The organism is Mycobacterium sp. NGS67, from assembly GCF_059812185.1.
In genome coordinates this window covers 1-20,850 of record NZ_JCALCF010000012.1, presented here as the reverse complement: position 1 = coordinate 20,850, position 20,850 = coordinate 1, and the positions used below count along the sequence as shown (strand labels likewise).

The following is a 20,850-nucleotide window of genomic DNA, read 5'->3' as shown; positions in this document are numbered from 1 at the left end:
CCTGTTTCTGTTCCGAACTGGAACACGTTTTAGTTATGCTCCCCCGATGGGTGATGCATCACTGACAACCGAACTCGGCAGCGTCCTGGTCACCGGCGGCTCAGGCTTCGTCGGCGCCAATCTGGTCAGGACATTGCTGGAGCGCGGATACCAAGTCCGCTCTTTCGACCGGGCGCCCTCCCCGCTGCCCCAGCACCCGAAATTGGAAGTGCTGCAGGGCGACATCACCGACAAGGCCGTCTGCGAAGCCGCCGTCGACGGCATCGACACCGTCTTCCACACCGCGGCGATCATCGAACTGATGGGCGGCGCCTCGGTGACCGAGGAATACCGGCAGCGCAACTTCTCGGTCAACGTCGGCGGCACCGAGAACCTGTTGGAGGCCGGGCGCGACGCGGGCGTCAAGCGGTTCGTCTACACCGCGTCCAACAGCGTGGTGATGGGCGGCAAGAACATCGCCAACGGCGACGAGACGCTGCCCTACACCGACCGGTTCCACGATCTCTACACCGAAACCAAAGTGGTCGCCGAGCGATATGTGCTGTCCCAGAACGACGTCGGTGGAATCCTGACGTGTTCGATTCGGCCCAGCGGTATCTGGGGCAACGGTGACCAGACCATGTTCCGCAAACTCTTCGAGAGCGTGATCAAAGGCCACGTCAAGGTGCTGGTGGGCCGCAAGTCGGCGAAGTTGGACAACTCCTACGTGCACAACCTGATTCACGGCTTCATCCTCGCCGCAGAGCACCTGGTGCCCGGCGGCACCGCGCCCGGCCAGGCGTACTTCATCAACGATGCCGAGCCGATCAACATGTTCGAGTTCGCCCGCCCGGTCGTCGAGGCGTGCGGCGTGAAGTGGCCCAAGCTCAGGGTTTCCGGCCCGGCGGTGCACTGGGTGATGACGGGGTGGCAGCGGCTGCACTTCCGATTCGGTTTCCCCGCACCGCTTCTCGAGCCCAATGCGGTCGAACGGTTGTATCTGGACAACTACTTCTCGATCGCCAAGGCGCGCCGCGACCTGGGCTACGAACCGCTGTTCACCACCGAGCAGGCACTCAAGGAATGCCTGCCGTACTACGTGGAGATGTTCCACAAGATGAACGCCGACGCGCAGGCGGCCAAGAAGAAGGGCGCGAAGGCGCCTACCGGAAGCTGACCATCTCAGCGCCCCACGCCTCCCGGATCCGCGCGTCGACGTCGTTGACGACGGTATCGCGTTTGTCGATCACCAGACAGGCGCGGTCGGGCTCGCAGTAACGCGGCCAGCGCGGCTCGCCGGGCGGTCCGCCGGGCTCACCGTGCGCGGCGAAGTTGATCCATCGGGTCCGCATCCGGTGAGAGACCGTCGTCGCCGTCCTGGCACCACCGAGCTTGAGCGACATGTCCTGCGGGCCGCCCAGAGTGCCCCACACATAAGGCAATTCGGTGGCATGGGCGGCCCGGACCATCAGCAGCTTGAACAACGGTGTCGCGTAGTCGAACCGGTACAGATACACCGGCGCCACCCTGCTGTGGCCGTCGGCCAGCCACACCGACGGCATCCGGAACCCGATGTCGGTGGCCATGCCGACGCTGCGCGACTTCTGCCGGCCCGAGTACGCCTGCCCGAAATCCTCCATGGTGGGCAGTTGCAGGTCGGGTTGCTCGGCGGCGATCTGGCTGAACATCGTGGTGATCGCATGCGGCGTGATCGGCATCAGTGGGGACCGCAGCAACCGGAACAGGGCCGCTTCGTGCTTGTTGGTGCCGATGATCAACGGAACCGGAAGCAGGCGGCCCTGCTGCGCCAGCTTGACCGGCTGATCGTGCAGCAGGTCGCCGTCGACGATCGGCACGAACGCCAGCGTGCCCGGATTGCTGACCGGCACCTCGTTGAACACTTCACTGGTCGCCGCGATGAGCGCCTCGGTCGACGCGGTCGCCACCTGGTGGCCGTCGGATTCGGCGATCCCGAGTTTGTCCAGGACGGCAACGGCCACCCGCCGCCCCCGGTCCCGGTCGTAAACCGAAGTGGCGGGCGAACTTTGCGCGATAGCGCGGACGAACAGACCTTCGGCCGCGGAGCTGGCGAGCAGCGTGGTGACGATGCCGGCGCCGGCGGATTCACCGAACAACGTGACGTTGGCGGGGTCGCCGCCGAACGCCGCGACGTTGTCGCGCACCCAGCCCAGTGCGGACAGCACGTCCCGCAGGCCGATGTTGGAGTCGAACCGCTGCTGCGAGGTGCTGAACGACGACAGGTCCAAGAACCCCAGCGCCCCGACCCGGTAGTTGACCGTGACCACCACCACGTCACCGGTCGCGGCCAAGGTGTGGCCGTCGTAGAGCGGCTGGCTGGCCGAGCCCAAGACGTAGGCGCCGCCGTGCAGCCACACCAGCACCGGTTTGCCTTCCCCGGGTCCGGTGCCGGCCGGCGCCCAGATGTTCAGGCGCAAACAGTCCTCGCCCTGCGGGGCGCCCAAGTCCAGCTTCATGTTCGGCAGCGTCGACTGCGGGCAGGCCGGCCCGAACTCCGTGGCATCGGCGACCTCGGTCCACGGCTCAGGCGGCTCCGGTGCCCGAAACCGCAGATCGCCGACGGGTTCGCGAGCGAACCGGATGCCTTTCCAGACGGTCACCCGGCCGGGCGGGCCGTCGAGGTCGGCACCGCGCACCGGACCGTAACTGGTCTCGATCACACTCATGCTGTTCCTCCTGGCCAGAGGCAGAGTCGCCTCGCATCCCGCGAAACGACGATAAGGTAACGAGGCGCTCAACACCGACCGGAGGTGGCCCGGCCAAGGCATGAATACCGAGTTCACGGTTACCCAGAAACGTGCGCTGGCGATCATCACCCTCGTCGCAGTGCTGTTCGGCGCCTACTTTCTGCGCAACTATTTCGTCCTGATCGTGGTGGCCGCCGTCGGCGCGTATCTGTTCACCCCGCTGTACAAATGGTTCAACAAGCGGCTGAATACCGGACTGTCGGCCACCTGCACCTTGCTGTCCGCGCTGGGCATCGTGATCGTGCCGGTCGCGCTGCTGGTGACACTGGCCATCGTCCAGATCGCCCGGATGGTCGACTCGGTCGCCGGGTGGATGAAGACCACCGACCTGAACACGTTGGGCGACAAGACCCTGCATCTGGTCAACGAGCTGCTGAGCCGGGTGCCGTTCGTACACGTCACGGTCACCGCGGAGAACCTGCGCGAGACGGTGGTCTCGGCCGCGCAGAACGCGGGCCACTGGCTACTGGGGATCCTGCAGAACGCGGCCGGCAGCCTGGCCGGCATCATCACTTCGGCGATCATCTTCCTGTACGTGTTCGTCGCGCTGCTGGTACACCGCGAAAAGATGCGGACCCTGATCGGCCAGCTCAACCCGCTCGGCGACGAAGTCACCGACCTGTACCTGCAGAAGATGGGCTCGATGGTGCGCGGCACCGTCAACGGACAGTTCGTTATCGCGTTCTGCCAGGGCGTCGCCGGCGCCGCATCCATCTACCTCGCGGGATTTCACCACGGCTTCTTCATCTTCGCGATCGTGCTGACCGCGTTGTCGATCATCCCGCTGGGCGGCGGGATCGTGACCATTCCGTTCGGCGTCGGTATGTGCTTCTTCGGCAACATCGGCGGCGGACTGTTCGTGATCCTGTTCCACCTGATCGTGGTCACCAACATCGACAATTTCCTGCGGCCGGTCCTGGTGCCGCGCGACGCCCGGCTCAACTCGGCGCTGATGCTGCTGTCGGTGTTCGCCGGCATCTCGATGTTCGGCCCGTGGGGCATCATCATCGGTCCGGTGCTGATGATCATCATCGTCACCACGATCGACGTCTACCTGGCGGTCTACAAGGGCGTGGACCTGCCGGCACTGCAGGCCGCTGACGATAAGCCGGTGCGGCGCAAGTGGTTTGGCCGAGGCAAGGACGAAGCGCAGACCGCGGTCCCGGATTGATGGCCCGCGAACCGATTCCGACCTGGAACTTCTCCCTGGTGCTGGTCCGACTGGGCCGGCGGTTTCTGCTGGTGCGCGAACGCAAACACGGTCAGCTGTGGTACCTCCCGGCCGGCCGCGTTGAACCGGGAGAGACGTTCGCCATTGCGGCGCACCGGGAGACGCGGGAGGAGGCCGGGATCGACATCGTCCTGGACGGGGTGTTGCGTATTCAGCACACACCGCTGCCCGGCAACGCGCGGATGCGCGTCATCTTCGTGGCCCACCCGGCCGACGACCGTCCGCCGAAGTCGGTGCCGGATGAGGAGTCACTGGGCGCCGCGTGGTTCACGCTCGACGAGATGGCCCAGCTGCCGCTGCGGTCGGTGGAAGTCGCCGACCTCGCGCGGGAAGTTCTGGAGGGTGCGTTGATTCATCCGATGTCGATATTTCGCTAGGTGAGCCGCCGGGTGAGGAACTCGACCACCCGCTTGCGCGCTTCGTAGGCCGGCTGACCGTCGACCTCGCGGACCTCGTCGGTGAGCACCGAGTGCGCCATCCGGCTGAAACCGTGCGCGTTGCCCGGACTCGAGTCGATCTCGATCACCTCGAACGCGTCGCCCAGACGTTGCTTGAGGGTCTGGAACCGTTCCCGCGGCACCGCGATGTCCTCGCTGAACCTCAACCCCATCGCGCACAGGCCCTCGTCGGCGCAGCGACCGGCGACGATGCTCAGCTCGGCTTCACTCAGACCGGGGTCGCGGCGCTGCTTGGGGGTCAACGGAAACGGCACGGAAGGTTGGCTGAGTACCGGGGCCAGCACACTGTCGTCGACGGCGACGGCCAAGGCGAAGCCGCCGGTGAAGCACTGGCCGATCACGCCTACCCCGCTGCCCGGTGTCGAGCCGTTGAGATCGCGGGCCAGCGCGCGCAGGAACAGCGACACCGGCCGCTGCTTGTCGGTGGCGAAGCCGGCGAATTCCTTTGCCACACAAGCCCTGCCGATCGTGGCGGCGATGTAGCCAGGTGACTGGGCCCGTCCCGGCTCGCCGAACAGCGACGGAATGGCCACCGTGAAACCGTTGTCCACCAGGTGATTACCCAGCCCCAGTACGCCCGGGTGGATGCCGGGTATCTCCGGGATCAACAGCACGCCGGGACCCGAACCTTTGCGGTACACGTCGTGGGTATAGCCGGCACCGGTGAACGGCTGCACCGACCACCCGGAGAGGTCTGCTTCAGGGGAGCTCACGTCGGCGCCTTTCTATCGTGCCGGCAGGGGTTGCACGGATTGCACCGCGGCCGCCAGGGTCCGGAATTCGTCGGGGGAACCGGCGCCGGTGATCGCGACCTGGGTGGGGCCGGCCGGGCTGCCCAGGCGGGTGGTCCACACCGGCTCGACCGCACCTTTCTGATCGGCGCCCCGGTAGACGACCCAGCTGGTCCCGGTGACGTCGACGGTTCCGGTCGGGTACATGCCGGGATGTATGGAACCCACCAGCTTGTCTTCGTCGGCGTTGCTCTGGGTCAGGCTCAGATACATCCCCGTCGGGCTGAGGTAACCCACGGTCGAGGTCGCCGCGTGTAGCCGCTGACCTTGGTCGGTGCGGCCGCCCTCGATTCCGCCGCGGCTTCCGGAATTGGGTTTCCAGCCCGGCGGCAGTTGCGGCATGCGAATCGGGAATCCCAGCGTCGCAGCGTCGGCACGCAATGCCGTCGCCGCGTCGTAGGACGGGACCGTGCCCCGGTTCGTACCGCCCGGCGCGATCGAACACATCCCGACCATTCCCGCCAGCAGAATGCAACCCACCACCAGCGGCGCCAGCGACCAGAACATGTCGCGGCCGTCCTGCAGCACTCGCGGCTTGGCCGGTTTGGGGGTCGGCTGCGGCTCGGCGGTCACTCCCCGAGTATCCCAGCTCCAGTCGGGTGTTCCGCTTCTGGGACAATCGCAGCTATGACTGCACAGGGATCCGGCGCGTCGCCGACCTCCGTTGCGAGCCCGTCGCGACCTTCCCGCGGCGAAGCCCCGGACCGCAACCTGGCCATGGAACTGGTCCGGGTCACCGAAGCCGGCGCGATGGCCGCGGGCCGGTGGGTCGGGCGCGGCGACAAAGAGGGCGGCGACGGCGCGGCGGTGGACGCGATCCGCCAGCTGGTCAACTCGGTGTCGATGCGCGGCGTGGTGGTGATCGGCGAAGGCGAGAAGGACGAAGCGCCGATGCTCTACAACGGCGAGCACGTCGGCAACGGCGACGGGCCGGAGTGCGACTTCGCCGTCGACCCGATCGACGGCACCACACTGATGAGCAAGGGCATGCCGAACGCCATCTCGGTGCTGGCGGTGGCCGACCGTCATGCGATGTTCGATCCGTCGGCGGTGTTCTACATGAACAAGATCGCCGTCGGACCCGAGGCGGCGCACGTGCTGGACATCACCGCACCGATCGGCGAGAACGTCCGGGCGGTCGCCAAGGTCAAGGCGCTGTCGGTGGCCGACATGACCGTGTGCATCCTGGACCGGCCGCGGCACGCGCAGTTGATCGCCGACGTCCGCGACACCGGCGCGCGCATCCGGCTGATCACCGACGGCGACGTCGCGGGTGCGATCTCCGCGTGTCGGCCCGGCTCGGGCACCGACATGCTGGCCGGCATCGGCGGCACCCCGGAAGGCATCATCACCGCGGCCGCGATCCGCTGCATGGGCGGAGCCATCCAGGCGCAATTGGCGCCCAAGGACGATGCCGAGCGTCGCAAGGCGCTGGACGCCGGCCACGATGTCGACCGGGTGCTGACCACCACCGACCTGGTGTCCGGTGAGAACGTCTTCTTCTGTGCGACCGGGGTCACCGACGGTGATCTGCTCAAGGGTGTGCGCTACTACCCCGGAGGCTGCACCACCCAGTCGATCGTGATGCGTTCCAAGTCGGGCACGGTGCGGATGATCGAGGCCTACCACCGGCTGTCCAAGCTCAACGAATACTCGGCGATCGACTTCACCGGCGACACCAGCGCCGCTTATCCCCTGCCCTGACCACCCTTCAGTGAGGATCTGAATTTCATGGCCGAAGACGGCGAATACCGCATCGAGCGCGACACCATGGGTGAAGTCCGGGTGCCGGCAAAGGCGTTGTGGCGCGCGCAGACTCAGCGCGCAGTGGAGAACTTCCCGATCTCCGGACGCGGCCTCGAGCGCACCCAGATCCGGGCGCTGGGCCTGCTCAAGGGCGCCTGCGCGCAGGTCAACAAGGACCTCGGGTTGCTGGCGCCGGAGAAGGCCGAGGCGATCGTCGCCGCCGCCAACGAGATCGCCGACGGCAAGCACGACGACCAATTCCCCATCGACGTCTTCCAGACCGGGTCGGGAACCAGCTCCAACATGAACACCAACGAGGTGATCGCCAGCATCGCGGCGGCGAACGGGGTGAAGGTGCACCCCAACGATGACGTCAACATGTCGCAGTCGTCCAACGACACTTTCCCGACCGCCACCCACATCGCAGCGACCGAGGCCGCCGTCAGCCATCTCATCCCGGCGCTGCAGGTGCTGCAGGATGCGCTGTCGGACAAGGCTTTGCAGTGGCAGACGGTGGTGAAGTCGGGTCGCACGCACCTGATGGACGCCGTCCCGGTGACGCTGGGCCAGGAGTTCAGCGGCTACGCCCGCCAGATCGAGGCCGGCATCGAGCGGGTGCGCGCGTGTCTGCCGCGGCTGGGTGAGCTGGCCATCGGCGGCACCGCGGTCGGCACCGGGCTCAACGCGCCCGACGGCTTCGGCGTCAAGGTGGTCGCGGTGCTGGTGGACAAGACCGGTTTGTCCGAGTTGCGGACGGCGACAAACTCTTTCGAGGCGCAGGCGGCGCGGGACGGGTTGGTCGAGGCGTCCGGTGCGCTGCGCACCATCGCGGTGTCGTTGACCAAGATCGCCAACGACATCCGGTGGATGGGGTCGGGTCCGCTGACCGGTCTGGCCGAGATTCAACTGCCCGATCTGCAGCCGGGCAGCTCGATCATGCCGGGCAAGGTGAATCCTGTTCTGCCCGAAGCGGTTACGCAGGTCGCCGCGCAGGTGATCGGCAACGACGCGGCGGTGGCGGTCGGCGGCTTGTCGGGCGCGTTCGAACTCAACGTCTACATCCCGATGATGGCCCGCAACATCCTCGAGTCGTTCAAGCTGTTGACCAACGTGTCCAGGTTGTTCGCCGAGCGCTGCATCGTCGGACTAGTCGCCAACGAAGACAGGTTGCGCGAGTTGGCCGAGTCCTCGCCGTCGATCGTGACGCCGCTGAACTCCGCGATCGGCTACGAGGAGGCCGCCGCGGTGGCCAAGCAGGCACTCAAGGAGCGCAAGACCATCCGCCAGACCGTCATCGATCGCGGCCTGATCGGCGACAAACTGTCCGAAGAGGAACTTGACCGTCGGCTGGACGTGCTGGCGATGGCCAAGGTCGAGCCCACCGACTGAACGAGCGTTATCCCGGTGTCACTGAGATGATCACGGTGACGCCAGTGCGCGGCGGCCCGCAGGACCCGGACGACGAGAATGAGAGTGGTTGAGCGATGACTGTGCCTCCCGGCGGTCCCTACGGCCAGGACCCGTACGCGGCCAATCCCTATGGGCAGCAACCCCCTTGGGGCGGCCCGCCACCGGGTCAGCCGCCACCGCAGCAGGGCGATCCCTACGCCTACCAGCCGCCGGGCCAGTACGGCGCGGATCCGTACGGCGCCCAGGGCTACCCACCGCAGCAGTACGCCCAGCCCGGCTGGCAAGGCGGGCCCTATCCGCCGGGACCCCCGCCGGGGAACTCGAAGCTGCCCTGGCTGATCGTGGCCGGCATCGCCGTCGTCGGCGTGATCATCCTGGTGGTCATCCTGGTGATGACGCTCAACAGCGGAAACGATTCGTCGTCGGCCAACTCGTCGACCAGCACCGAAGAGGCCTCCGGTCCGGGCAGTGGCCAACAGACCGCAACCGACTGCACCCCGAACGTGTCCGGCGGCGCCAAGCCCACCGGTGAGACGGTGAGCGCCGGGAAGCTGTCGTTCCCGGCCAGCGCGGCACCGGGTTGGGCGCCGTACATCGACGACCAGAATCCGAACCTGATCGAGGCGGTGGGCCTCGGTCAGGAAGTGGCCGGCGGCAGCCAATGGATGATGCAGGTCGAGGTCGCGGTGACTAACTTCGTGTCCAGCATGGACGTCGGCGCGCAGGCGTCGAAGTTGCTGGACTGCATCGCCAACGGCCCCGGCTACAACCAGGTTTCGCCGACGCTCGGGAGCAAGAAGACGTCGTCGACGACGGTCGGCGGGGTCAAGGCAGCACGGGTACAGGCCGACATCACCATTGCGGATACCACCCGCGGGGTGAAGGGTGACACGGTCACCATCATCGCCGTGGACACCAAACCGGTGACCATCTTCCTGGGTGCGGTGCCGATCGGTGATACGGCTTCGCAGGCGACCGTCAACAGTGTCATCGGCGCGCTGAAGGTTTCGAAGAAGTAGCTCCTCCTCGGCCGGGAGCGCGCGAGCTAGACGGGCGCCGAGACGTGCGTGGGTTCGGAGCGACCGCGCAGCACGGTGGAATAACACTCGGCCCAACGCTTGCGTTCGGCGGTGCCGGCGCGTTCGGTCGCGGCCCCCGAGCACAGGATGCGCCGCTCGGAGGTCTTGGCCAGGTCGGCCAGCCGTGCGGCCTCGTTGACGGCGTCACCGATCACGGTGTACTCATACCGGTTTTCCGCACCGATGTTGCCGGCGAACACCCGGCCCGCCGAAACCCCGATGCCGAAGTCCACCAACGGAAGTCGTCGTAGCCTGCTGCCCAGCGCCCGCGCCGTCGCCAGCGCGTCCGACGCCGGCTCGTCGGTGCGCAGCGGAGCACCGAAGATGACCAGCGCGGCGTCGCCCTCGAATTTGTTGATCAGGCCCCGATGTTCGTCCACGGTGTCGACGACGATGCGAAAGAAGTCGTTGAGAACCTCGGCAACCTCTTGCGGCGGACGGCTTTCGGCGAGTCGCGTGGACCCGACCAGGTCGATGTAGAGCACTGCGGCCTCCACCACGTCGCCCGACAGCGACGTACCTTCTTCCAGAGCACGACGGGCCACGTCGGTTCCGACATGGCGTCCGAACAGGTCACGGATCCGCTCGCGTTCCTCGAGTCCGGTGACCATCCGGTTGAATCCGCTTTGCAGGCGCCCGATCTGGGAACGTTCGTACACCCCGACGTAGGTGCCCATGTGGCCGTGCTCGATCTCACCCATCGCGTCGGCGATCTCCCCGAGCGGATCGGAGATCGAGCGGGACGTCAGGATCATCGTCGGCAATCCCAGGATCAGCGCGGCCATCGACACCACCAGTACGGGTACGTCGAGCGCCTGGGATTCGTCGCTGAGCCAACCGGCGGAGCGCAAGGCGACAAACGCCGCGATGACGCCGATCGGCAACGCGCTGACCAGAAACCACAGCAGCACCAGCCGGGCGAACACCCCTGGAACGGCCAGCCGTGGCTCACTTCCCCGGGTGGCCACGGCCATGATCGGCCGTAGGGTGCGCTGGGCCAGCAGCAGGCCGGTTCCCGCGGCGGCGGCGGCGCCGATGACCACTCCGAACGCGATAGGCGCGACCAGCGCAGCTCCGCGGTGCGCGTTCACCAGGATGAGGATCGCGCCGCACGCCGCGTAGGCCGATGCCATCAGGATCGATTGCCGCCCGGCGATTTTCATGGCGGCATCCCGCTGCTCGGGAGTCGGTTCGTGGCCGGCGGCATACCACCGCAAGGTCGGGGCGATGATCACGGTACCGACAACCGCGACCCCGATGGTGGCCGACGCGACCAGGCCCAGCACCAAAGCGGTGTTGCGTTCGGCGAAGTCGGTGCTGGCGATACCCGGCGTGTGGCCGCGCAACGGGATCATGATCGCGGCCGCGTCGGCGACGGCCAGCAGGTAGGCCAGCGCCAGATCGGTTGCGTACTGGAGCGAGAGCCGCAGCGCGGGTTTGGGTTCCCGCTTGCGCTCAAGCACCGTTGTTCGGTCCGCCCGAGTTCTGCCCGGGGATGTCGGTGATCGGCAGGTTCGGCATCGGCCTGGGCGACGGAGTGTTGGGCAACGCAGGTATCTGGACAGCCGGGATCTCGCGCAGGTCGTTTGCGGGCGGGCCGTTCTCCCGGCTGCCGTAGCTGCTACCCGGGGCCCGCGGCCCCAGCAGTTCGCTGACCGTCACCAGGTGGTAGCCATTGGCTTTGAGCAGCGGGATGAACTGGTACACCAGATCAACGGTGCTCGAGTAGGTGTCGTGGAACAACACCACCGAGCCCGGCTTGATCTGGGTCATCAGCACCTGACGGGTGGCTGCGGTGTTGGAGTCGTTGGCCCAGTCGAACGGGATGACGTCCCACAGGATCTCGGCCATGCCGAACTTGGCGGCGGTCTGGCGCACGGTCTGATTGGACAGTCCGCCGGCCGGCCGGTACAGGTTGGGTCGCCGGCCGGTCGCCGCGGAGATCGCGTCGTTGGCCCGGGAGAACTGACTGGCGATGTCCTCGGGCGGGATCGTCGTCATGTTGGGGTGTTCCCAGGTGTGGCTGCCGATTTCCATGCCCGCCTCGGCGATCCGCTTGGCGCCGCCCGGGTTGGCCGCGACCTTGTTGCCGATCAGGAAGAACGTGGCCCGTGCGTCGTCGTTTTTCAGGATCTGCAGCAGCCGGTCGGTGTACGGGCTGGGCCCGTCGTCGAAGGTCAGCGCGATGCACTTGACCACCGAACAGTTCAGGTTGTCGGCCCGGGTGACGTGGCCGGTGAGACCGCCGACGACCAGGACCGCCACCGCCACGATGACGCCGAAGACCATGCGCCCGTAGCGCCAGGCCTGGTTGTCGGGTGGTTTCGGCACGCAGGAAGTTTACCCGCGAGCAGACTCAGTGCGGCCCGGTGATCTCCTCGAGCATCTCGGTGACCAGCGCCGCGATCGGGGAGCGTTCGCTGCGCAGCAGCGTGATGTGGGCGAACAGCGGGTGCCCTTTGAGCTTTTCGATCACCGCCGCGACGCCGTCGTGGCGGCCGACCCGCAGGTTGTCCCGCTGGGCGATGTCGTGAGTCAGCACCACCCGGGAACCGGTGCCCAACCGGGACAGCACGGTGAGCAGCACGTTGCGTTCCAGCGACTGCGCTTCGTCGACGATGACGAACGAGTCGTGCAGTGAGCGGCCCCGGATGTGGGTCAGCGGGAGTACCTCCAGCATCCCCCGGGACAACACCTCCTCCAGCACGGCCGGGCTGGCCAGGCCCTCGAGGGTGTCGAACACCGCTTGGGCCCACGGGCCCATCTTGTCGCTTTCGCTGCCGGGCAGATAGCCCAGCTCCTGGCCGCCCACCGCGTACAGCGGACGGAAGACGACGACCTTGCGTTGGGTGCGTCGTTCCAGCACGGCTTCCAGTCCGGCGCACAGCGCCAGCGCCGACTTCCCGGTTCCGGCCTTGCCGCCCAGGGACACGATGCCGACCGACTCGTCGAGCAGCAGGTCGAGTGCGACCCGCTGCTCGGCGGAGCGGCCGCGCAGCCCGAACACCTCGCGGTCGCCGCGGACCAGCTGCACGCGTTTGGCGGGAGTGACCCGGCCCAGCGCGTGCGAGCTCCCGCCGAGCAGCCGAATCCCGGTGTGGCACGGCAGATCCCGGGCCTCAGCCAGGTCGATCTCACCGTCGGCGAACAACGCGTCGATGTCCTCGGCGGCCGTCTCGATCTCACGCATTCCCGACCAGCCGGACACGACGACGTCCTGTGCGTGGTATTCGTCGGCCGGCAAGCCCACCGCGGCCGCCTTCACCCGCAGCGGAATGTCCTTGCTCACCAACGTGACTCGTCTGCCCTCGGCGGCGAGGTTGGCGGCGCAGCTCAGGATCCGGGAGTCGTTGCTGTCGGTCCGGAAACCCGCGGGCAGTACCGAGGGGTCGGTGTGGTTTAGCTCGACGTGTAACGAACCGCCTTCTGTACCAACAGGAATGGGCTGATCGAGCCGTCCGTGTTCCAACCGCAGATCGTCGAACAACCGCAACGCCTGGCGCGCGAACCAACCCAGCTCGTGGTGGTGGCGCTTGGCTTCCAGTTCGCTGATCACTACCAGCGGCACCACCACTTCATGCTCGGCGAACCGGCTGCATGCCCACGGGTCGGACAGCAGTACGGAGGTGTCGAGCACGTACGTCCGGGTTTCGGTCACGGGGCGCTCCTCGAGCGGAAGACGCCCGGGCGGACCCACTCGAGCGTGTCGGCGGGGGCCGCGGCACCAGGACCGGGGCCGGTCCTGCCTTTCCAACGACCGGTGCAATGACCGGTGCAGAAACCGGGAGTGCCGCCCTGGCAGCAGAGCAGATCGCTGGCCATCGAAGGCGACGCTACTCCGGTGGCTGTACCCCCGCAGCGCAGGCGCGCCGGAATTCGATTCAGTCCGTGACGAATTGCTTGAGCGCCGGCTCGTCGGCCAGCCCCCAGGCGGTGATGCGCTCGGAGATCACCTGCTGTAGCTGCGCCTCGTCGTAGATGCCGGCGTCCGCCACGTTCTTCAGCTTGTCCTGATAGGTGTCGATGTCGGCGCCGGGCACCTGCAACTCGGCCGCGCGCGCCGCGATCGCCGCGATCGTCTCGTCGTGGGTGTAGTCCAGCAGGTGGGTGACCAGGTTGGCGAAGAACTCTTCGTGCCGCGCCTCGTCGCGGGCGATGCGGTCGATCAACCCGGCCAGGATGGGCTCCTCGATGCGCGCGGCGAGATTACGGCAGAAGGTGGCGTGGGAGCGTTCGCTGAACGCCATGTAGACCAGGGTCTCGACCTGGGAGTACGTGTCGGCGCGGTAGCCCTTCATCACGTACTGGACGCGCGCCTCCTCGTTGGCGGTCGGGTCGACTTCGCGGGTGACCACCAGGTACTGACGCAGCGCGATGGCGTGCAGATGCTCTTCGGCCGTCCAGCGGCCCAGCCACCGGCCCCAGTAGTCCTCGAGGATGAAGTGCTCGATGAGCTCGCGGTGGTGGCCGGCCAGGTTGTCCTTGAGCAGCAGCAGGATCTCGCAGGCGTCGGTGATCGGGCGGGGCAGCGTCGCCTGGGAAGGGTCCCAGTCCCGCCCGCCGAGGAACGCGTAGTTCTCGCCGCGGTCGAAGGGTACGTAGTCGTGGGCGTACCAGAGCTCCTCGGTGCTGAGGTGGTGAGCGTGCAGCGCTTCCACGACGGGCTCGAGTTCCAGAGTCAGCGCGTTAGCGACAGGTTTCTGTGCCATGCGGTTACTGTAACTCGCATACACAGATGCTTTCAAATCCCCGCGCGCGCGTGTCGCGTGCCCTGGCGAGCAGACGCAAAAGCCCCTTGTTTCGGCACGAAACAGGGGCTTTTGCGTCTGCTCGGCGAACCTAGGCGAGGTTCCAGCCTTCGAGGCCGTCGTACAACGGGAATTCCCTGGCCAGGCGGGTCACTCGCTCCCGCAGGGCGGAGGTATCGGCCGACGTGCCGGCGGCCAGCGCGGTGGCGATGACGTCGGCAACCTCGGTGAACTCGGCGTCACCGAAGCCTCGGGTCGCCAGCGCGGGCGTCCCGATCCGCAGGCCCGAGGTGACCATCGGCGGTCGCGGGTCGTTGGGGACGGCGTTGCGGTTGACGGTGATGCCGACCTCGTGCAGCAGGTCCTCGGCAGTCTGCCCGTCCAGCGGGGAGTTGCGCAGGTCGACCAGCACCAGATGAACGTCGGTGCCACCGCTGACCACCGATACGCCGGCTTTCGCGACGTCGTCGGCGAGCAGCCGCTCGGCCAGGATCCGCGCGCCGGACAGTGTGCGTTGCTGGCGCTCGGCGAATTCCGGGGTTCCGGCGATCTTCAGCGCGACCGCCTTGCCCGCGATGATGTGCATCAGCGGCCCGCCCTGCTGGCCGGGGAACACCGCAGAGTTGATGGCCTTGGCGTACTCCTGCTTGCCGACGATCATGCCGGAACGACCGCCGCCCAAGGTCTTGTGAATGGTGGTGGACACCACGTCGGCGTGTGGCACCGGCGAGGGGTGCAGTCCCGCGGCGACCAGGCCGGCGAAGTGCGCCATGTCGACCCACAACTTGGCGTCGACCTCGTCGGCGATGGAACGGAACGCCGCGAAGTCCAGGATCCGCGGGTAGGCCGACCAGCCGGCGATGATCACCTTCGGCCGGAACTCGAGCGCCTGAGCGCGCACCACGTCCATGTCGACCCGGTGCGTGGTCGGGTCTACTCCGTAGAAGGCGTTCTCGTACAACTTGCCGGAGAAGTTCAGCCGCATGCCGTGAGTCAGGTGACCGCCGTTGGCCAGATCCAGGCCCAGCAGCCGTTCCCCCGGGGACATCAGCGCATGCAGGACAGCGGCATTGGCCTGAGCGCCGGAATGCGGCTGCACGTTGGCGAAGTCGGCGCCGAACAGTGCCTTGGCGCGGTCGCGGGCGATGTTCTCGACCACGTCGACGTGCTCGCAACCACCGTAGTAACGGCGCCCGGGCAGACCCTCGGCGTACTTATTGGTCAGCACGCTGCCCTGGGCCTGGAGCACCGAACGCGGCACGAAGTTCTCCGAGGCGATCATCTCGAGGGTGTCGCGTTGACGCCCGAGTTCCTTGCCCAGCAGCTCGGCGATGTCGGGGTCGACCTCGGCGAGCGGAGCGGACATAACTGAAGAGGAAACGCGGGCGTCAGGTGCGGCAGTCACGGCCGTCAGTCTATCCAGCGTGCGGTTTCATCATTCAGTCCGCTTTGACCGGCCCACCCGTACGGCTCGTTGACGTTCCTGCAAAAATGGCCCAATGCCGCGGCCGAGCGAGCCGAGCCCGTATGTCGAGTTCGACCGACGGCAATGGCGTGCGCTTCGGATGGCGACACCGCTGGCTTTGACCGAAGAGGAACTGGTCGGTCTGCGTGGCCTCGGCGAGCAGATCGACCTGTTGGAGGTCGAAGAGGTCTACCTGCCGCTGGCCCGGCTCATCCACCTACAGGTCGCCGCCCGGCAGCGGCTGTTCGCCGCCACCGCGGAGTTCCTCGGAGAGCAGCAACAGAGCCCGAACCGCCCGGTTCCGTTCATCATCGGGGTGGCCGGCAGTGTGGCCGTCGGCAAGTCGACCACCGCGCGTGTGCTGCAGGCGCTGCTGGCCCGCTGGGATCACCACCCTCGCGTGGACCTGGTCACCACCGACGGATTCCTCTACCCCAACGCCGAGCTCAATCGGCGAAACCTGATGCACCGCAAAGGATTTCCGGAAAGCTACAACCGTCGGGCGCTGATGCGGTTCGTCACCTTGATCAAGTCCGGTTCGGATTACGCTTGCGCGCCGGTGTATTCGCACCTGCACTACGACATCATTCCCGGCGCCAAACAGGTGGTGCGTTACCCCGACATCTTGATTCTCGAGGGACTCAACGTATTACAGACCGGTCCCACGCTGATGGTGTCGGATCTGTTCGACTTCTCGCTGTACGTCGACGCCCGGATCGAAGACATTGAGCAGTGGTATGTGTCGCGGTTCCTGGCCATGCGTAGCACCGCTTTCGCCAACCCGGAGTCACACTTCCACCACTACTCGGCGCTGTCCGATCCGCAGGCCGTGGTCGCCGCCAAGGAGATCTGGCGCTCGATCAACCGGCCCAACCTGGTGGAGAACATCCTGCCGACCCGCCCCCGTGCCACCCTGGTGCTGCGCAAGGACGCCGACCACTCGATCAACCGGCTGCGGCTGCGCAAGCTGTGACCGCGAGCAGACGCAAAAGCACCCGTTTCGGCACGAAATCGGGTGCTTTTGCGTCTGCTCGCCAAAAGGCCGGAGCGGGGCCACACACCGCAACGCTCGGGCGGTGGCGACCCCGCTCGGCGGGGAGGGGAGCTACGCCAGACGGCGCAGTCCCAGGTATTGCACGCCGGCGAACGCCAAGGTGTAGACGCCGCTGGCCAGGGTCGCGGCGACCCCGATCGAGGTCATCGGCACCAACTCCGCGAAGATCACCGCGGCCACGGTGTACACCAGGTTCGCCGCGATGACGGCGATCCCCACCCGACGCAGGTCCGGCAAGGCGGCCAGGCCGAACACCGTCAGGCCGTAGAGCACGAAGAACGCAGCCATGCTGAATTCCTGGGTCGACGTCAGGCCGGTCAGGCTCGATACCTCGTCGGAGGCAGCGGCGACGCCCAGTCCCATCAGACCGGTCAGCGTGGCGTCGGCGCGCATCGCGAAACGCAGCAGCGAGTCACTCGAGTCGGACAGTGGGCGGTTGGTCACTCCGGATGTGGCGGTCATGTTTGGTCTCCTGGGACGTTGTGCAGCGGGACACCTCTGACGGTCCCGGTTATGCACTGCCAGATCCATGCGTGGCGCTGCCAATTACTGCCACGCACCGCGCCGACCAGGGATTTCGACGCGTTCCGGAGTTACACCGCTTGCGCCTCGAGCACACTGAACGGCGAGGCGGTCGGGACCACCCGCTTCAATCGGAAGCCGGCACGGTCGAATACGCGCTCGAACTCTTCGGCGCTGCGCTCCCGCGCATCGAGTGCGAGCAGCATTTCCAGGTCTAACCAGTTACCGGGGAATTCCCGGTGGTGTTCGGGGACGACGAATTCGACCAGCAGCAGGTGACTGCCGGTCTCCGCTGCATCGCGCACGTTGCGAAGGATTCGCACCGCGTCGTCGTCGGGCCAGTCGTGGATCACGCTCTTCATTACGTAGGCATCACCACCGGCCGGGACGGACTCGAAAAACGACCCCTCGACGATCTCGATACGGTCGCCTACCCCGAGCTCGGCCACCACCGCCCCGGCGCCGGCCACCACCTGGGGCTGGTCGAACAACACCCCGCGCGCCGACGGCGTGGCAAGCAGAATCTCGGCCAGCAGTCGACCATGACCGCCCCCGACGTCGATGATGGTGCCGTAGCTGCTGAAGTCGTAGGCGGCGATCACCGGTCCGATGGACATTGCGGACCCGCTGGTCATGGCCGCGTTGAAGATCTCGCCGAGTTCCGGCTCCGACGCCAGGTACTCGAACGCGGTTTTGCCGCGCAGCACGGGGATCACCGACCGCCCGGTACGAATCGCATCGGCGAGGTGGCTCCAATGTTCGCGGTGCTGCCGCGATCCCAACCATCGAGCCCACCCCGCGACCGGCACGTCCGCATCCCGCCGCAGCGTCTCAGCCAGCGGAGTGAGGTCATAACGGCCGTCGCGCAGCTGCCGGAATATGCCCCGGCTGATCAGCGCACGCAGCAGTCGACTGAGGGCGTCGGCGTCGGCATCTACAGCGGACGCCAAGTCCTGGGCGGACAACGGGCCACTCACCAGCGCGTCGGCGATGCCGAGTTCGGCGGCTGCGACGATGGCCTGGGCCGCCCACATGTTGGTGACCATTTCCATCATCGCGACCGGCGGCGGCACCAGGCGCCGGTGCAACTGAGCGAGGTAATGCCGCGTGGTGTCGATCGCCTTGACGACCTTGACCGGGGGAAGTTTGGCTGGCATGGGTGTCTCCGCAGTGTGGTTGTGGCAGGAGCCAATCGGCTAGTCGGCGGAAACAGTAACCCGTCCGCGCAGGTCTGCCGCGATCAGGCGAGCCGCCGCGTTCTGCCAGTTGTGCAGTGAGCGTTGCGGAACCTCGGTGACCAGCCACTGCCAGGCTTGCCGCGCGGTCGGGTCCAAACCGGCGGCGGTGGCATTCTGCGCGTAGGCCCGCACACCGACGACGTACGGGAAGTACAGCGAGTTGTAGTAACGCCACTGCTCGGTGGTGCCGAAGTCTCCCCCGTCGCGGGGTTTGAGCCGGCCAATGCCGTCGGCGAGCACCGCCTTGAGCTCGTTGGCCCGCTCGACGGGGTGGTCGGGTGCGCCGCGGGCGGCCAGTCGTTCGTCGATGACGGGCAGCGCGGTCAGCGGACTGGCGACCAGCTTCGTCAGGTCACCGTAGTGACCCAGCGCCCGACGGGTGAGCCGGACGAACGTGTCGTCGTCGACGTCGTCCAGCGGGTCTTTCGAGCGCAGTGGCAAGGCCGCTTCGGCGTTGCGCAGTGCGGCGCGGTCGGCCCGCAGTTCCGGCGAGCGGGAGAACGCCAGCCGGTCCAACACCCCGGCCAGCGGGTCGGCGAGCACCTGCACGGTGATCGCGATGGCCAGGGTGGAGAACAGCAGTACGGTCAACGCGGTACGCGCGACGGGATCGTGGCGGGTGACGGTCAGTCCGATCAGCGCCTGGCCGCCGAACAGCACCGCGACCGTGGAGCACCCGGCGAACGAACGCAGCATGTCGGCGCGCAGGGCCTGCCCTTCGTCGAACGCGTCCCATACGGCGACCGCGACGCCCAGCAGCAAGACGTCGACACCCGTCGACGCCAGCGCCAGCCAGCTGGGCACGAGATCCAGCGGAATGACCAGGATCGCGTTGGCCAGCGCGAAGAACAGCGTCGCGAGCACCACCACCCCCGTGACGGGCGCGGGCCGGATGGGCCGAAGCACGTTGCCGGCCATCGCACCCAGGGTGGACAGCGAGATCACCGCGGACATCAGCCAGTGGCCGAGCCGCAGCGGGCCGTCGACGCTGCCGGCCAGCGTCGCCGCCAGCAGGGTCAGCACGGCGACGGCGCCGACCAGCAACAGCTCGAGGATGCGGCCCCGGGCCCGGTCAGTCGGACGGGCCAACTCCAACAGCACCGCGAACCAGGCCACGCCGGGCACCGCCACGAGATAAATCTCGACCTGGCTGAGCAAGTGAGCGTGCGCTGCGCTCGTGATCCGCACCGCATCCAGGGCAACCACCAAGGCAAAGCCGCACAACCCGATTGAGGCCAGCACGAGCACCGGCTTGCGCGGGTCACGGGCCAGCAGATACAGCCCGAGCCACCCGCTCAGCGTGAACACCACCGCCGACAGCGCAGCCACGGATCCAGTCTGTCACGCGACTCTGCACCGCGGATCGGGTGCTGTTCTCCGATCACCCCCTCGGGCGACCAGACGTAAAAGCCCCCATTTTCGTGACGAAAAGGGGGCTTTTACGTCTGGTCGGCCAAAGGCTGCTACGTGGTGGTGGTGACGAGGCTCGCCTGGATCGGCGAGATGGCCGCCAGCGCGGCCTGCAGCGCATTCATCTGGCCGTGTAAGAGGCCGGAGACCTGGCTGCCGATGTTGCCGACGCCGGAGATCAGGGCCGCGGTGTTGGCGGCCAGGGTGCTGGTGTTGGCCACACCGGAGATGGCGGTCCCCAGATTCTGGAAGCCCGAGAGCAACGATCCGGAGTTGTACCAGCCCGACGTCAACGCCCCGTTGGCGTTGGCGAAGCCCGAACTCAGACTGCTCGAGTTGAAGAACCCGGAAGTACCGGTGGAACTTCCGTTGAAGTAGCCCGACGACAGCGAGCCGGAGGAGTTCCCGATACCGAGCAGCCCCGGCACCGTCATGTTGAGTCGGCCGAGCAGCGTCATGTCCAAGGGGATCTGTAGGTTCGCCCCGACCGTGAGGTCCTGTAGGACGATCGGGTTGATGACGATGGGGTCAATCGTTGGGGACAGGAGGGTTCCAGCGAAAGTGAAAACGAAAAGCACTTGAATCGACGCGTTGACCGGGATGCCGAACTGAGGGATCGGTTGGACGGTGATCGGGTAGAAGAAACCGGTGACCGGGATCGCCACGTTGGCACCCGCCACAAGGTCGATCGGGATCGCCGGGAAATCGATCGGGATGGTAATCCCGTCCACCCCTTGGCCGTCGCCGAGCATGAATGAACCGAGGTTCCTGGAACCGGTGTTGAAGGAACCGGTGTTGAGGTCGCCCGCGTTGGCGAAGCCGGTGTTGATGCTGCCGCCGTTGAAGCTTCCGGTATTCCGATCGCCGGCGTTGGCATCACCGGTGTTGAAGCTGCCGGTGTTGAAACTTCCCGTGTTGTAGCTGCCGGTGTTA

19 protein-coding genes are annotated in these 20,850 nt (G+C 66.8%); 7 read left to right on the top strand and 12 right to left on the bottom strand.

Annotation, left to right across the window (positions count from 1 at the left end; translation table 11 throughout):
- Positions 1-46 precede the first annotated feature (46 nt).
- Positions 47-1,156 carry a 3-beta-hydroxysteroid dehydrogenase gene (locus tag AC5Y4D_RS13355; protein ID WP_500037376.1) on the top strand — a complete coding sequence of 370 codons (1,110 nt, stop codon included), beginning with the start codon at positions 47-49 and terminating at the stop codon, positions 1,154-1,156.
- Here AC5Y4D_RS13355 and AC5Y4D_RS13350 read toward each other — a convergent pair.
- Positions 1,143-2,684: a carboxylesterase/lipase family protein gene (locus AC5Y4D_RS13350; RefSeq protein WP_500037375.1), complete on the bottom strand. Its 1,542-nt coding sequence runs from the start codon at positions 2,682-2,684 to the stop codon at positions 1,143-1,145. The two genes, AC5Y4D_RS13355 and AC5Y4D_RS13350, sit on opposite strands and share 14 nt — an antisense overlap.
- Positions 2,685-2,784: 100 nt before the next feature.
- Between AC5Y4D_RS13350 and AC5Y4D_RS13345 the strand changes: the two genes are divergently transcribed.
- The gene (locus AC5Y4D_RS13345) at positions 2,785-3,936 is read left to right on the top strand and encodes an AI-2E family transporter (RefSeq protein WP_500037374.1); all 1,152 of its coding nucleotides are present in this window, start codon (positions 2,785-2,787) and stop codon (positions 3,934-3,936) included.
- Positions 3,936-4,373 (top strand): NUDIX domain-containing protein, encoded by a 438-nt coding sequence (locus tag AC5Y4D_RS13340; RefSeq protein ID WP_500037373.1) that lies wholly within the window; start codon positions 3,936-3,938, stop codon positions 4,371-4,373. The genes AC5Y4D_RS13345 and AC5Y4D_RS13340 overlap by 1 nt, the downstream gene beginning before the upstream one ends.
- On the opposite strand, the gene AC5Y4D_RS13335 is transcribed toward AC5Y4D_RS13340, so the two are convergent.
- Positions 4,370-5,167 (bottom strand): dienelactone hydrolase family protein, encoded by a 798-nt coding sequence (locus AC5Y4D_RS13335; protein ID WP_500037372.1) that lies wholly within the window; start codon positions 5,165-5,167, stop codon positions 4,370-4,372. The two genes, AC5Y4D_RS13340 and AC5Y4D_RS13335, sit on opposite strands and share 4 nt — an antisense overlap.
- Positions 5,168-5,179: 12 nt before the next feature.
- The gene (locus tag AC5Y4D_RS13330) at positions 5,180-5,818 is read right to left on the bottom strand and encodes a DUF4245 domain-containing protein (RefSeq protein ID WP_500037371.1); all 639 of its coding nucleotides are present in this window, start codon (positions 5,816-5,818) and stop codon (positions 5,180-5,182) included.
- Between the two features lie 54 nt (positions 5,819-5,872).
- Between AC5Y4D_RS13330 and glpX the strand changes: the two genes are divergently transcribed.
- The 3 genes from glpX (at position 5,873) to AC5Y4D_RS13315 (ending at position 9,420) form a co-directional block, all read left to right on the top strand.
- Positions 5,873-6,949, top strand: a complete 1,077-nt coding sequence (glpX, locus tag AC5Y4D_RS13325) for a class II fructose-bisphosphatase (protein ID WP_499946626.1) — start codon at positions 5,873-5,875, stop codon at positions 6,947-6,949.
- Between the two features lie 27 nt (positions 6,950-6,976).
- Positions 6,977-8,380 carry a class II fumarate hydratase gene (locus AC5Y4D_RS13320; RefSeq protein WP_499946625.1) on the top strand — a complete coding sequence of 468 codons (1,404 nt, stop codon included), beginning with the start codon at positions 6,977-6,979 and terminating at the stop codon, positions 8,378-8,380.
- Between the two features lie 95 nt (positions 8,381-8,475).
- On the top strand, positions 8,476-9,420 hold the full coding sequence (locus AC5Y4D_RS13315) for a hypothetical protein (RefSeq protein WP_500037370.1): 945 nt from the start codon (positions 8,476-8,478) through the stop codon (positions 9,418-9,420).
- A gap of 26 nt (positions 9,421-9,446) precedes the next feature.
- Here AC5Y4D_RS13315 and AC5Y4D_RS13310 read toward each other — a convergent pair whose 3' ends face one another.
- The 5 genes from AC5Y4D_RS13310 to glyA form a co-directional block, all read right to left on the bottom strand.
- Positions 9,447-10,880, bottom strand: a complete 1,434-nt coding sequence (locus tag AC5Y4D_RS13310) for an adenylate/guanylate cyclase domain-containing protein (RefSeq protein WP_500037463.1) — start codon at positions 10,878-10,880, stop codon at positions 9,447-9,449.
- A gap of 55 nt (positions 10,881-10,935) precedes the next feature.
- Complete coding sequence (locus AC5Y4D_RS13305; protein ID WP_500037369.1) at positions 10,936-11,811, bottom strand: polysaccharide deacetylase family protein; 876 nt, start codon at positions 11,809-11,811, stop codon at positions 10,936-10,938.
- 25 nt (positions 11,812-11,836) lie between these two features.
- Positions 11,837-13,138 carry an RNA 5'-3' helicase PhoH2 gene (gene phoH2, locus AC5Y4D_RS13300; protein ID WP_499946622.1) on the bottom strand — a complete coding sequence of 434 codons (1,302 nt, stop codon included), beginning with the start codon at positions 13,136-13,138 and terminating at the stop codon, positions 11,837-11,839.
- Positions 13,139-13,361: 223 nt separating this feature from the next.
- Positions 13,362-14,189, bottom strand: a complete 828-nt coding sequence (locus AC5Y4D_RS13295) for an acyl-ACP desaturase (RefSeq protein ID WP_500037368.1) — start codon at positions 14,187-14,189, stop codon at positions 13,362-13,364.
- Between the two features lie 130 nt (positions 14,190-14,319).
- Complete coding sequence (gene glyA / locus AC5Y4D_RS13290) at positions 14,320-15,594, bottom strand: serine hydroxymethyltransferase (protein WP_500037367.1); 1,275 nt, start codon at positions 15,592-15,594, stop codon at positions 14,320-14,322.
- Positions 15,595-15,727: 133 nt separating this feature from the next.
- Between glyA and coaA the strand changes: the two genes are divergently transcribed.
- Positions 15,728-16,666, top strand: coding sequence for a type I pantothenate kinase (coaA, locus tag AC5Y4D_RS13285; protein ID WP_499946619.1), 939 nt, complete (start codon positions 15,728-15,730; stop codon positions 16,664-16,666).
- Between the two features lie 132 nt (positions 16,667-16,798).
- On the opposite strand, the gene AC5Y4D_RS13280 is transcribed toward coaA, so the two are convergent.
- The 4 genes from AC5Y4D_RS13280 to AC5Y4D_RS13265 form a co-directional block, all read right to left on the bottom strand.
- The gene (locus AC5Y4D_RS13280) at positions 16,799-17,209 is read right to left on the bottom strand and encodes a hypothetical protein (RefSeq protein WP_500037366.1); all 411 of its coding nucleotides are present in this window, start codon (positions 17,207-17,209) and stop codon (positions 16,799-16,801) included.
- 131 nt (positions 17,210-17,340) lie between these two features.
- Positions 17,341-18,426, bottom strand: coding sequence for a methyltransferase (locus AC5Y4D_RS13275; protein ID WP_500037365.1), 1,086 nt, complete (start codon positions 18,424-18,426; stop codon positions 17,341-17,343).
- Between the two features lie 39 nt (positions 18,427-18,465).
- A complete protein-coding gene (locus AC5Y4D_RS13270) occupies positions 18,466-19,836 on the bottom strand; it encodes a hypothetical protein (RefSeq protein WP_499946616.1) in 1,371 nt (456 codons plus the stop codon).
- A gap of 134 nt (positions 19,837-19,970) precedes the next feature.
- Positions 19,971-20,850 (bottom strand): pentapeptide repeat-containing protein (locus tag AC5Y4D_RS13265; protein WP_500037364.1); only part of this gene is annotated, 880 nt, incomplete at its 5' end.

Excerpts from the sequence above, each read along its gene's own strand:
- AC5Y4D_RS13355 (WP_500037376.1), top strand. The coding sequence starts at position 47 with ATGGGTGATGCATCACTGACAACCGAACTCGGCAGCGTCCTGGTCACC.
- AC5Y4D_RS13350 (WP_500037375.1), bottom strand. The coding sequence starts at position 2,684 with ATGAGTGTGATCGAGACCAGTTACGGTCCGGTGCGCGGTGCCGACCTC.
- AC5Y4D_RS13345 (WP_500037374.1), top strand. The coding sequence starts at position 2,785 with ATGAATACCGAGTTCACGGTTACCCAGAAACGTGCGCTGGCGATCATC.
- AC5Y4D_RS13340 (WP_500037373.1), top strand. The coding sequence starts at position 3,936 with ATGGCCCGCGAACCGATTCCGACCTGGAACTTCTCCCTGGTGCTGGTC.
- glpX (WP_499946626.1), top strand. The coding sequence starts at position 5,873 with ATGACTGCACAGGGATCCGGCGCGTCGCCGACCTCCGTTGCGAGCCCG.
- AC5Y4D_RS13320 (WP_499946625.1), top strand. The coding sequence starts at position 6,977 with ATGGCCGAAGACGGCGAATACCGCATCGAGCGCGACACCATGGGTGAA.
- AC5Y4D_RS13315 (WP_500037370.1), top strand. The coding sequence starts at position 8,476 with ATGACTGTGCCTCCCGGCGGTCCCTACGGCCAGGACCCGTACGCGGCC.
- AC5Y4D_RS13295 (WP_500037368.1), bottom strand. The coding sequence starts at position 14,189 with ATGGCACAGAAACCTGTCGCTAACGCGCTGACTCTGGAACTCGAGCCC.
- glyA (WP_500037367.1), bottom strand. The coding sequence starts at position 15,594 with ATGTCCGCTCCGCTCGCCGAGGTCGACCCCGACATCGCCGAGCTGCTG.
- coaA (WP_499946619.1), top strand. The coding sequence starts at position 15,728 with ATGCCGCGGCCGAGCGAGCCGAGCCCGTATGTCGAGTTCGACCGACGG.
- AC5Y4D_RS13280 (WP_500037366.1), bottom strand. The coding sequence starts at position 17,209 with ATGACCGCCACATCCGGAGTGACCAACCGCCCACTGTCCGACTCGAGT.
- AC5Y4D_RS13275 (WP_500037365.1), bottom strand. The coding sequence starts at position 18,426 with ATGCCAGCCAAACTTCCCCCGGTCAAGGTCGTCAAGGCGATCGACACC.